General features: G+C 64.6%; 10 protein-coding genes. 9 read left to right on the forward strand and 1 reads right to left on the reverse strand.

The window, feature by feature from the left end; genetic code table 11:
* Nucleotides 1-95 precede the first annotated feature (95 nt).
* The 5 genes from lpxK (at nt 96) to FG13_RS26115 (ending at nt 5,269) form a co-directional block, all read left to right on the forward strand.
* Complete coding sequence (lpxK, locus tag FG13_RS26100) at nt 96-1,151, forward strand: tetraacyldisaccharide 4'-kinase (protein WP_035828772.1); 1,056 nt, start codon at nt 96-98, stop codon at nt 1,149-1,151.
* Nucleotides 1,132-1,308, forward strand: a complete 177-nt coding sequence (locus FG13_RS29740; RefSeq protein ID WP_010395789.1) for a Trm112 family protein — start codon at nt 1,132-1,134, stop codon at nt 1,306-1,308. Before lpxK ends, FG13_RS29740 begins: the two co-directional genes overlap by 20 nt.
* A 2-nt stretch (nt 1,309-1,310) precedes the next feature.
* Complete coding sequence (kdsB, locus tag FG13_RS26105) at nt 1,311-2,066, forward strand: 3-deoxy-manno-octulosonate cytidylyltransferase (protein WP_035825770.1); 756 nt, start codon at nt 1,311-1,313, stop codon at nt 2,064-2,066.
* A gap of 244 nt (nt 2,067-2,310) precedes the next feature.
* Nucleotides 2,311-2,967, forward strand: a complete 657-nt coding sequence (gene adk, locus FG13_RS26110) for an adenylate kinase (RefSeq protein ID WP_035825772.1) — start codon at nt 2,311-2,313, stop codon at nt 2,965-2,967.
* A gap of 178 nt (nt 2,968-3,145) precedes the next feature.
* Nucleotides 3,146-5,269, forward strand: coding sequence for a sodium-translocating pyrophosphatase (locus FG13_RS26115; protein ID WP_035825774.1), 2,124 nt, complete (start codon nt 3,146-3,148; stop codon nt 5,267-5,269).
* A gap of 102 nt (nt 5,270-5,371) precedes the next feature.
* Here FG13_RS26115 and FG13_RS26120 read toward each other — a convergent pair whose 3' ends face one another.
* Nucleotides 5,372-7,378, reverse strand: a complete 2,007-nt coding sequence (locus FG13_RS26120) for a TonB-dependent receptor domain-containing protein (protein ID WP_051959468.1) — start codon at nt 7,376-7,378, stop codon at nt 5,372-5,374.
* A gap of 304 nt (nt 7,379-7,682) precedes the next feature.
* Here FG13_RS26120 and FG13_RS26125 point away from each other — a divergent pair, with 304 nt between their 5' ends.
* From FG13_RS26125 to FG13_RS26140, 4 genes are all read left to right on the forward strand, one after another.
* The gene (locus FG13_RS26125) at nt 7,683-8,120 is read left to right on the forward strand and encodes a hypothetical protein (RefSeq protein ID WP_051959469.1); all 438 of its coding nucleotides are present in this window, start codon (nt 7,683-7,685) and stop codon (nt 8,118-8,120) included.
* A gap of 149 nt (nt 8,121-8,269) precedes the next feature.
* A complete protein-coding gene (locus FG13_RS26130) occupies nt 8,270-9,028 on the forward strand; it encodes a 3-hydroxyacyl-CoA dehydrogenase (RefSeq protein WP_035825778.1) in 759 nt (252 codons plus the stop codon).
* An 84-nt stretch (nt 9,029-9,112) separates the two neighbouring features.
* On the forward strand, nt 9,113-10,888 hold the full coding sequence (gene ggt / locus FG13_RS26135) for a gamma-glutamyltransferase (protein ID WP_035825780.1): 1,776 nt from the start codon (nt 9,113-9,115) through the stop codon (nt 10,886-10,888).
* Between the two features lie 108 nt (nt 10,889-10,996).
* On the forward strand, nt 10,997-12,166 hold the full coding sequence (locus FG13_RS26140) for a patatin-like phospholipase family protein (protein ID WP_034751717.1): 1,170 nt from the start codon (nt 10,997-10,999) through the stop codon (nt 12,164-12,166).
* The last annotated feature ends 10 nt before the right edge of the window (nt 12,167-12,176 follow it).

Raw genomic sequence — 12,176 nt, forward strand, 5'->3', positions numbered from 1 at the left:
GCGTAAGCCGACACAAGCCGCAGCCAAGCATGTCGGATTACGCTGCGCCTGGCGGCGCAGCTAATCCGACCTACACCATTTTTACGTCTTCCTTCATGCCCACATCCTCCCCCGCCAAGCTTGAAACCACTCTCACCCGCGCCTGGCTGACGCGCGGCCCGCTGGCGTGCGCGCTGTGGCCCGTGTCGCTGCTGTTCGGCGCCCTGAGTAGTGTCAGGCGCGGCCTGTACCGGGCAAACATTATCAAATCCGCGCGCCTGCCCGTGCCCGTCGTCGTCGTCGGCAACATTTTTATCGGCGGCACGGGCAAGACGCCGCTGACGATCTGGCTGGTGCAAGCCTTGCGCGACGCGGGCATGCGCCCGGGCGTCATTTCGCGCGGCCATGGCAGCGCCGACCGTTCGCCGCGCGCCGTCAGCGCCGCTTCCACGCCGCAACAGGTGGGCGACGAGCCGCTGCTGATCTTCCAGCGCGGCGGCTGTCCCGTGATGGTGGGGCGCGACCGCGCGCAAGCGGGCAGGGCGCTGCTGGCCGCCCATCCCGACGTCGACGTGCTGGTCACCGACGACGGCTTGCAGCATTACGCCTTGCGGCGCGATGTGGAAATCGTGCTGTTCGACGGCCGCGGCGCCGGCAATGGCTGGCTGTTGCCGGCGGGACCTTTGCGCGAATCGCCGCGGCGCCGGCGCGACGTGACGGTGATCAACGCACCCGAGCTGGCGCCGGCACTCGTGGCGCAGGTGGCGCCAGCTGGTTCCCTGGTGGTGCAGATGCGGCTCGATGGCGGCGTGGCCGAACGCCTGGTCAAGCGCGGCGAAAGCATGCCTTTGGCGACCCTGGCGGCCAGCGGCCAGCGCATCGTGGCGGCGGCCGGCATCGGCAACCCGCAGCGCTTCTTTGCCATGCTGCGCGGGGCCGGGCTGGACTTCATGGAACTGCCCTTGCCCGATCATCACGACTTCCTCGACCAGCCATTTGCGGCGCTCGACACGGATGTGATCTTGATCACCGAGAAGGATGCAGTAAAATGTGCGCAAATTGAACATCTCAAAGATGACCCGAGACTGTGGGTCGTCCCCGTCAGTGCGCGCATCGATAGCGCGCTGGCCCAACAAATTGTGGAGAAATGTCGTGGACGCTCGACTGCTTGATATCCTGGTCTGCCCTGTTTGCAAGGGTCCGCTTGAACACGATAAGAAGGCGCAGGAACTGATTTGCCGCGCCGACCGCCTCGCCTATCCTATCCGCGATGGCATCCCCATCATGTGGGCGGACGAAGCGCGCACCCTGCAAGACGCAGTGGAATAACGATGGCGTTCATCGTCATCATCCCGGCCCGCCTGGCCTCGACGCGCCTGCCGGGCAAGCCGCTGGCTGACCTGGGCGGCAAGCCCATGGTGGTGCGCGTGGCCGAGCAGGCAGCCCTGTCGGGCGCCGCGCGCGTCATCGTCGCCACCGACCATGAATCCATTCGCGCCGCCTGCGCCGCGCATGGCGTGGAAGTGTGCATGACGCGCGGCGACCATCCGTCGGGCACGGACCGCATCGCCGAAGTGGCGCGCACGCTCGATTTGCCGCTCGATGCCGTCGTCGTCAACCTGCAGGGCGACGAACCGCTGATCGATCCGTCCCTGCTGGCCGCCTGCGCCGCGCAGATCAGCGCCGCCGTTCCCATGGCCACGTGCGCCCATCCGCTGCACGATGTGCTTGACGCATTCAATCCGAACGTGGTGAAGGTCGTGCTGGACAAGCACGGCCGCGCCTTGTATTTCTCGCGCGCCACCATCCCGTGGCACCGCGACGGCTTCGCGCAGTCGAAAGACAGCTTGCCCGCAGGCTATGTGCCGCTGCGCCATATCGGCCTGTATGCGTACAGCAATGCGTTCTTGCAAGAGTATCCGCAATTGTCCGCCTCGCCGCTGGAAGCCATCGAGGCGCTGGAGCAGCTGCGCGTTCTGTGGCACGGTGTTGCCATCGCCGTGCATGTCACGGACTCGGCGCCGGCCGCCGGCGTCGACACGCCGGAAGATCTTGCCCGGGTGCAAGCACACTACGGCGCCCTGTAAGCGCTACCCGTAAAACGGCAGGCGTGCAAATAAAGTTTTGTGCGCCTGCAGTAAAAACCACATTTTGAAACGTCTGCCGCGCGAATTGCTGGCTTTGATCAATCAGGGCATAGCAATTCGATAGCAAACTGGCGTTCCAGGGATTTTTTGTGGTAAGTTTCGTACGGAAAGATAGCCTTGGCAACACCATCTAAAAATAATTACACATACCACCATCCAAAATCTGTTTTTTAGGAACTTTTCAATGCGTCTGATACTTTTAGGAGCACCCGGTGCCGGCAAGGGCACCCAAGCTAATTTCATCAAAGAAAAATACAACATTCCACAAATCTCCACGGGCGACATGCTGCGCGCGGCGATCAAGGAAGGCACGGAACTGGGTCTGGCCGCGAAAAAAGTCATGGATGCGGGCGGCCTCGTGTCGGACGACATCATGATCGGCCTGGTCAAGAATCGCCTGCAGGATGCCGATTGCGCCAATGGCTACCTGTTCGACGGCTTCCCGCGCACGATCGCGCAAGCGGACGCCATGAAAGACGCCGGCATCAATGTCGACTACGTGCTGGAAATCGACGTGCCTGACGCTTCGATCATCGAGCGCATGGACGGCCGCCGCAGCCACCCGGGTTCGGGCCGCGTCTACCACGTCAAATTCAATCCGCCCAAGGTCGACGGCGTCGACGACATCACCGGCGAACCGCTGATCCAGCGCGACGACGACAAGGCGGAAACGGTCAAGAAGCGCCTGGACGTGTACCACAACCAGACCAAGGTCTTGCTCGGCTACTACAATGACTGGGCCAAGTCGGGCCTGCCGGGCGCACCGAAATACCGCCGCATCGCCGGCGTCGGTCCGGTTGAGCAAATCCGCGACAGCGCATTTGCCGCCCTGGCGGAATAAGCAGTATTGAAAAGCGGACCTGAGTGTCCGCTTTTTTTGTGCCCGCGCTTCAGGCGGGCGCCGTATCGTTTTCGTGGTTCAGGTTTTTTGCAGGTCGTGTTTTCCTGGCTGCGCGTGCCTACCCGGTGCGGTCTGCAGCTGTTGGCAATGACGTCGGATAAAAACAGAAGGGGACGATATGGCAGCCAGTTTGTGGTTTGCGGTAGCCTGCGGCGTGGTCGCAGTCATTTACGGTTTGGTGTCGCGCAGCTGGATCCTGAGGCAGGATCCCGGCAACGCGCGCATGCAGGAAATCGCGCTGGCCATCCAGCAGGGCGCGGCCGCCTACCTGGCGCGCCAGTACCGCACCATCGCCATCGTCGGCGTGGTGCTCCTGATCGCCATCTATGCGCTGCTTGGCCTGCATACGGCGCTGGGCTTTCTGATCGGCGCCGTGCTGTCGGGCGCCTGCGGTTTCATCGGCATGAATGTCTCGGTGCGGGCCAATGTGCGCACGGCGCAGGCGGCCACGCTGGGCATCAACCAGGCCTTGAACGTGGCCTTCAAGGGCGGGGCGATCACCGGCATGCTGGTCGTCGGACTGGGCCTCTTGGGCGTGACCCTGTTCTATTGGCTGCTGGTGACGACGGGCGCGCCCGGCCTCACGCAGCATGACCTGATCAAGCCTTTGATCGGCCTGGCCTTCGGCGCCTCGCTCATTTCCATCTTCGCGCGGCTTGGCGGCGGCATCTTCACCAAGGGCGCCGACGTGGGCGCGGACCTGGTCGGCAAGGTGGAGGCGGGCATTCCCGAGGACGATCCGCGCAACCCTGCCGTCATCGCCGACAACGTGGGCGATAACGTGGGCGACTGCGCCGGCATGGCGGCCGACCTGTTCGAAACCTATGTCGTGACCCTGATCGCCACCATGCTGCTGGGGGCCTTGCTGATGGCCGAGGCCAGCGGCACGGCCATCATCTACCCGCTGCTGCTGGGCGCCGTCTCCATCCTCGCGTCCATCGTCGGCTGCTCGATGGTCAAGACCAAGCCAGGCGCGAAAATCATGTCGGCCCTGTACACGGGCTTGTGGTGGGCGGCCGGTCTGTCACTGGTCGGCTTCGCGGTGGTGACGTGGCTGCTGTGGCCCGACGACGCCATGCGCTACAAGATGCTGGGCGCGACCGTCGTCGGCATCGTCCTCACGGGGCTGATGGTGTACATCACCGAGTACTACACGGGCACGGACTTCAAGCCCGTGCGCCACATCGCCGAAGCGTCGACGACGGGCCACGGCACCAACATCATCGCCGGCCTGGGCGTGTCAATGAAGTCCACCGCGTATCCGGTGCTGGCCGTCTGCGTCGCCATCCTCGTCTCGTACCAGCTGGCCGGCCTGTACGGCATCGCCATCGCGGCCACGGCCATGCTGTCGATGGCGGGCATCATCGTCGCGCTCGACGCGTATGGCCCCATCACGGATAACGCGGGCGGCATCGCGGAAATGTCGGGCCTGCCCGACTCCGTGCGCGCCATTACCGACCCTCTGGACGCCGTCGGCAATACCACTAAGGCCGTCACCAAGGGCTATGCCATCGGCTCGGCCGGCCTGGCCGCGCTGGTGCTGTTTGCCGACTACACGCATGCGCTCGAATCCGTGGGCCAGCACATCACGTTTGACCTGTCGAACCCCATGGTGATCGTCGGCCTGTTCATCGGCGGCCTGATTCCCTACCTGTTCGGCGCCATGGCGATGGAAGCCGTGGGCCGCGCGGCCGGCGCCGTGGTGGTCGAGGTGCGGCGCCAGTTCCGCGACATCAAGGGCATCATGGAAGGCACGGCGCGGCCTGAATACGACAAGGCCGTCGACATGCTGACGGCGTCGGCCATCCGCGAAATGATCGTGCCGTCCCTGCTGCCCGTGGTCGTGCCCATCGTCGTGGGCATGCTGCTGGGGCCAGCGGCCCTCGGCGGCTTGCTGATGGGGACCATCGTGACGGGCCTGTTCGTGGCCATCTCCATGACCACGGGCGGCGGCGCCTGGGACAATGCGAAGAAATACATCGAGGATGGCCACTTCGGCGGCAAGGGTTCGGACGCGCACAAGGCGGCCGTCACGGGCGACACGGTGGGCGACCCGTACAAGGACACGGCCGGCCCGGCAGTCAACCCCTTGATCAAGATCATCAATATCGTGGCCCTGCTGCTGGTGCCGCTGCTGCCAGCCACGGGCTGGCTGGCGGTCAAGGCGCCGGCACCGATCCACGCGCCCGTGCCGCCCATCCTGGCGCCGGCGACACCGGTGCAAAGCTTGCCGGCGCAATAATCCGCGCCATTCCCAACAGCCCCGTGGCCCGCGCCGTAGGGCTGTTGGCGTTTGTAGCGCGCAACTCTCGGCCGTGCTTGCTGCTGGCGCCGGGATGGCTGCTTAGAAGCGCGACGTCAGGCCGACGAACATGCGCCGTCCCGGCACATAATAGTCGACCAGTCCATCGGCCATCGGGCCCTTCTTGAACAGGTTTTGCACGCCGCCACGCACGGTCCACTGCGGCGTGACCTTGTACGACACGACGGTGTCGACGATGGTGTAGGCCTTGTCGGCCAGCTTGCCCGCATCGAGTTCCTTGCCCGTGTACTGGGCCGACACTTCGCCGAACAGCTGGTCGTTGACTTGCCAGCCCAGCGCCGAGTACCACGACAGTTTTGGCGTCGACAGCAGGTTGGCGCCCGTGGTCAGGTTTTTCGCTTCCGCCATGTAGGTGACGTTGTTACGCCAGTTCAGGTTTTTCGTCAGCGGGATGGTGGCCGTCGCTTCCAGGCCGCTGGTGCGCGCCTTCTGGATATTCGTCATCTTGGTCCACCAGCGCTGCTGGTAAAAGCCCAGCGGCGCATAGTCGATCTTGTTCTTGAAATCCGTGTGGAAGTAAGTCAGGCCCACGTCCCAGCCATTCTGTTCCCACGCCACGCCGATCTCGCCGGCCGTGCTCGTTTCCGGCTTCAGGTCCGCATTGCCGGCCATGTAGCAGGAACCGGTGACGTAGCCCAGCGGTTTCAGGCTGCCGCAACCGCGTCCGCCCGAATTGGTCGCCGCCGCCGGCGAGTTTTCCTTCAGGCTCGGGGCGCGGAAGCCTTGCGAGACGCCGCCCTTGATGGTCCAGGCGGGGGCAGGGTGGTACACCAGGTACAGGCGCGGGCTGTAGTGGTTGCCGAACTTGCTGTGGTGATCGAGGCGCAGGCCGGCCGTGGCCGTCAGGTTGTCGCGCAGGAACAGCTGATCTTCCGCAAACAGGGCCGACGTGGTGCCGGACAAGGTCGCGCCACTCACGGTGTTGCCCAGGTAATCGGTGGGCACGGTGCCGATGGTATTCGTGTTCGTCAGTTCCTGGTGCTTCCACTGGCCGCCCATCACCAGCATCTGTTCGATGCCGCCCCAGCCGAGCCGTTTTTCCAGGCTGGCGTCGAGCGTGCTGTCCTTGGACTTCGCCACCGTGCCGACGTCCTGGTTATCGAAGTCGTTGTGATACAGGTTGACCGTGGTCTTGCCGAAGTCCCAGCGGCCTTCGTAGCCGAGGCTGACGCTCTTGCGTATCAGCTTGTTGGCGCCCCAGCTGTCGACCAGCGGTTCGCCGTCCGCATCACGCGCGCTCGAAGTGCTGGCTTCCTGCCTGCCATAGCTGGCATCCAGCGACAGGTTCTGTTTCTTGCCCAGCGCCCAGGTCAGCTGGCCCGAGACAGTCTGGTTGCGTTCGCCGCCCATGCCGCCCGCTTTGTCGAAGAATTTTTCATCGGGATTCTGGCGCGTCTGGCTCACGCCCAGGCGCATGCCGACCGTGTCCGACAGGGGACCGGCCAGGTTTACGCCCAGCTGGTGCGCCGTGCCGCGGCCGCTGTCCTGCGGCTGCGTGTAGTTGGCCGTGGCCGAACCGTTCCACTTGCCAGGCACCTTGCGCGTAATGATGTTGATCACGCCGCCCATGGCGTCCGAGCCGTACAGCGAGGACATGGGGCCGCGCACCACTTCGATACGTTCGATCATGTCGGGCGAAATCCAGTTCAAGTCCTGGCGGCCCAGATCCGGACGGTACGCCGTGTCGGCCGAGCTGCCCACGCGCTTGCCATCGACCAGGATCAAGGTGTATTTGTCGGGCAAGCCGCGTAGCTTGATCTTCGACGCTTCGTCTTCGGTGCCGGTGCCGCCCGTCACGCCGGGGATGCGGCGCAGCAGGGTGTTGAGGTCATACACGGGCTGGCGCTCGATTTCCTCGCGCGTGATGACGCTGATGCTGGCCGGCGCATCCTTGATGTCGATGGCCGTGCCGGAGGCGGTGACGACCACCGTGTTCATGGTGGGATCGGCGGCCACATTGCCTTCGGCCCAGGCGCTGCTGACGGCCAGCGACAGCAGGCAGGGCAGGAGCAGGGCGGCGGAATGCATGGAGCGGACGGGAGTGGGAACGGGGGCTGCAAAGGTTGCGAAAGCGGGACTACGCTTGGTCATGGTGAACTTTCCGGATGTTGTTATTTCCTGGCTGCCTTCCGGGTGGCTCGGGTATGAATGAAAAGAGAATAAACTGCGCTCGAATTCTGATAATGAGAATAAGAATCGTTCTTATTGTAATGCCATGCTGGCAAGAAAGAAAGTGATGAGAGGAAATAAAACACCGTTGCAACATGTGCATGGTATCTGGCGCCGTGTGTGCCAATAATGAAAGCGGTAAGATCGATGCTTGGGAGGTGGCATGAAGACGATGATAAAAACCATACCGGCGCTGGCCTGCGCCATCGTGCTCGCTGGCGGCCATGCATGGGCGCAGGAGCCGGCGGCGCCTGCTGAATCCTTGCCTGAGCCTTTGCCCGTGTGCCAGCTCGACCCGCGCGACAGCGGCAAGCTGGCCGTGGAGCCATGCCGCCCGGCGCCGCCCGTGCAGCCGCGCCGTTCCGTGGCACTGGTGATCGGCCGCATGCCGGCCCAGCCTGCGCCTCCGGTCGTGCCCATGGCGCCCCTGCCGCCCAGCCCGGCCGTGCCGATGCCGCGCGCGCCGCAGCCCATCGGCGCATGCGACACGGGCGGTTGCCGCGATGCGGCCGGCGCGCGCTACAACGGCGCGGGCAACGCCACGCTCGACGCCAACGGGCGCATCTGCCACCGGAATGGCGCATTCATCCAGTGTTTTTAACCCTGCCACTGGCTGGTGTTGCAAGTTTTCGCTCGGTGAGCGTAAAAATGGCTACAATTGTCGTCGACGTTACGTTTACGTAAACGTAACTATGGCACCATGCAACCATCAGGCGCCGGGAACACGGCACTTATCACTCAGGAGATTTCATGCAGATTCAGGACAATGTATTCATCATCACGGGCGGCGCATCGGGCCTGGGCGCGGCCACGGCACGCATGCTGACGGCGGCCGGCGGCAAGGTCGTGCTGGCCGACGTACAGACGGAGGCGGGCCAGGCGCTGGCAGCGGAACTGAACGGCGTGTTCGTGCAGTGCGACGTGACGTCGGAAGAAGACGGCATGGCCGTGGTGGCGGCGGCGACCAAGCTCGGTACCTTGCGCGGCCTGGTCAACTGCGCCGGCGTGGCGCCGGCCGTGAAGACCGTGGGCAAGGATGGCCCGCATCCGCTGGCCCTGTTCCAGAAAGTCGTCAACATCAACCTGGTCGGCACCTTCAATATGTGCCGCCTGGCGGCCGATGCGATGGCCAAGCAGGATGCCACCGCTGAGGGCGAGCGCGGCATCATCATCAACACGGCGTCCGTGGCGGCCTACGATGGCCAGATCGGTCAGGCCGCGTATGCGTCGTCGAAGGCGGCCGTGGTGGGGCTGACCCTGCCGATGGCACGCGATTTGTCGCGCAACGGCATCCGCGTGATGACGGTGGCGCCCGGCATTTTCGAAACGCCGATGTTGCTGGGCATGCCGGCCGAAGTGCAGGATGCACTGGGCAAGATGGTGCCGTTCCCATCGCGCCTGGGCAAGCCGGGCGAATACGCGCAACTGGTGAAAGCCATCGTGGAAAACGTCATGCTCAATGGTGAGACTATCCGCCTGGACGGCGCGATCCGCATGCAGCCAAAGTAAGTTGGGCATGATTTGATGTAGGATACCCCCGTATGGGGCGTACAGCCTTGCTCGGCTGTGCGCCCTTTTTTTATCGGAGAATCCATGATCACATTGAAGCCGCTGGCGCTGAGCCTGACCTTGCTGGGAGCCCTCGCTGCCAGTCCCGTATTTGCCGAGGCGCCGCAAAAGGCGCCGGAAATCGCCACCGCGTATGCGGAAAAATCGGGTTGGGCGGCGCAGAAATTCATGGTCGCCGCCGCCAATCCGCTGGCCGCCGATGCCGGTTACCAGATGCTGAAAAAGGGCGGCAGCGCGATCGACGCGGCCATCGCCACGCAGCTGGTGCTGACCCTGGTCGAGCCGCAATCGTCGGGCATCGGCGGCGGCGCCTTTTTGCTGTACTCCACGGCCAAGGGCGTGCAGGCGTTTGACGGACGCGAAACGGCGCCTGCCGCCGCCGATGAACACCTGTTTCAGAATGCGGACGGCAGCCCCGTCTCGCGCGCCACGGGCGTGGTGGGCGGGCGTTCCGTGGGCGCGCCGGGCGTGCTGCGCATGCTGGAACTGGCGCACAAGGAACACGGCAAGCTGCCGTGGGCCACCCTGTTCGGCCCCGCCATCAAGCTGGCGCACGGCGGCTTTCCCGTCAGCCAGCGCCTCAACGGCTTGCTGAACTGGGATCAGGCCCTGAAGCGCGACCCCGTCGCCGCCGCCTATTTCTATGACAAAGAGGGCAAGGCCTGGCCCGTCGGCCACGTGCTGAAAAACCCGCAGCTGGCGCGCACCCTGCGCGAGATCGCCCGTGGCGGCGCCGACGCTTTTTATAACGGCCGCATCGCGCGCGACATCGCCGCCAAGGTGGCGTCGCACCCGACCAACCCTGGCAAGCTGACGGCGACCGACATCGCTGGCTACCGGGCCAAGGTGCGTGAACCCGTCTGCAGCGATTACAAGGCCTGGACCGTATGCGGCATGCCGCCGCCATCGTCGGGCGGCATCGCCATCGCGCAGATGCTGGGCATGCTGGAAGTGAAGGATATCCGCCCGTATGCACCCGTCGACGGCGTGCTCGATGCGCAAGCGATTCACCTGTTCTCGGAAGCGGGGCGCCTGGCCTACGCGGACCGCAACCGCTACGTGGCCGACACGGACTTCGTGCCGCTGCCCGGCAATGGCGTCGCCTCGATGCTCGATAAAACCTATCTTGCGCAGCGCGCCTCGCTGATCGGCGACAAATCCATGGGCAAAGCCAAACCCGGCACGCCGCCCGGCATGCAGGTGGCGTGGGGCATGGATAACGCGCTGCAGCGCCCGTCGACGTCACACTTGGTGGCCGTCGACGCGTTTGGGGGCGGCCTGTCGATGACCACCAGCGTGGAAGACGCCTTCGGCTCGCGCCAGATGGTCGACGGCTTTTTGCTCAATAACCAGCTGACGGATTTCTCGTTCGATTCGCGCGATGCGGACGGCCCGATCGCCAACCGCGTCGAAGCGGGCAAGCGTCCGCGCAGCGCCATGTCGCCCACCCTCGTGTTCGAGAAGGGCACGCACAAGCTGGTGCTGGCGACGGGTTCGCCCGGCGGCTCGTCCATCATCAATTATGTCGCCAAGGTCCTCGTCGGCACCATGGACTGGGGCTTGAACGTGCAGCAGGCGATCAGCCTGCCGAACTTCGGCAGCCGCAACGGCCCGACGGAACTGGAAAAAGGCCGCGCGCCGGCCGCGCAAGTCGAGGCGCTGCAGGCCATGGGCCACGAGGTGCGCGTGATCGAGCAGAACTCGGGCTTGCAGGGCATCATGCGCCTGAATGCGCATGGCAAGGATTTCTGGTTTGGCGGGGCGGACCCGAGGCGTGAAGGCATGGTCAGGGGTGATTGATTTTTTGATTGCTACTGTTTAGCCCAAAGGCAAAAGCTGGGGTCAGACCCGACGGGTCTGACCCCTAATCTTTTCCACAAAGCATCCAGACCCTGCTAATCTGCCGGCATGGGAATGCAAAATAAAACAGGCTTGATATTGACGGGAGGAGGCGCCCGTGCCGCCTACCAGGTGGGCGTGCTGCAGGCGATTTCGGCGATACTGTGGGAAGCGGGCTGGGCGCCGGCGCGCAACCCGTTCGACATCATCTGCGGCACCTCGGCCGGCGCCATCAACGCCACTGCGCTGGCCTGCCGCGCCGACAATTTCGGCGAAGGCGTGCAAAAGCTGCTCGACGTGTGGCAGCACATTGAAGTCGAGCAAGTGTATCGGGCCGACTCGCTGGGCGTGATCCGCTCGGGCGCGCGCTGGCTGTCGTTGTTGTCGTTTGGCTGGCTGTTGCGCCAGTGGCATGCGTCGCCGCCCAGTTCCCTGCTCGACAATACCCCGCTGGTCAGCCTGCTGCACCGCATGCTCGACCTGCCGCGCCTGGACGCGGCCCTGGCCGACGGCCTGCTGCATGCGCTGGCCGTGACGGCGTCGTCGTATTCGGGCAGCCGCCACATGACGTTTTACCAGACGGCCGAGGATATCGCGCCATGGGTGCGCACGCAGCGCCTGGCCCTGCCGGACCAGATCGGCGTGGAGCACTTGCTTGCCTCGGCCGCCATCCCCTTCATCTTCCCCGCCGTGCCCCTGTACGTGGGCGGCCAGCGCGAATACTGCGGCGACGGTTCCATGCGCCAGCTGGCGCCGATCTCGCCGGCGATCCACCTGGGCGCGAACAAGGTGCTGGTGGTGGGCGCGGGGCGCATGACGGAACCGGCGCCGGCCGCGTCCGAAGCGGCGCGCTACCCGAGCCTGGCGCAGATCGCCGGCCATGCGCTGTCGTCGATTTTCCTCGATGGCCTGGCCGTCGACATCGAACGCCTGAACCGCATCAACCTGACCCTGTCGATGCTGCCGCCCGAGTTGCTGGGCAAGACGGCCTTGCGTCCCGTGGAGTTGCTCGTCATCGCGCCGTCCGAGCGCCTCGACGCCATCGCCAGCCGGCATATCGGCAGTTTGCCGCGTCCCATCCGCACCATGTTGTCCGGTATCGGCGCGGCCGAAGCGCGCGGCGCGGCGCTGGCATCGTATTTATTGTTCGAATCGACGTATACTAACGAGCTGATCCGTCTTGGACAGCGCGATACGCAAGCCCGCAAGGATGATGTCCTGGCGTTCTTTGGTTCCTGAGACGGCCCTT

It is taken from the genome of Janthinobacterium sp. RA13 (assembly GCF_000745325.1).
Taxonomy (GTDB): domain Bacteria; phylum Pseudomonadota; class Gammaproteobacteria; order Burkholderiales; family Burkholderiaceae_D; genus Janthinobacterium; species Janthinobacterium rivuli.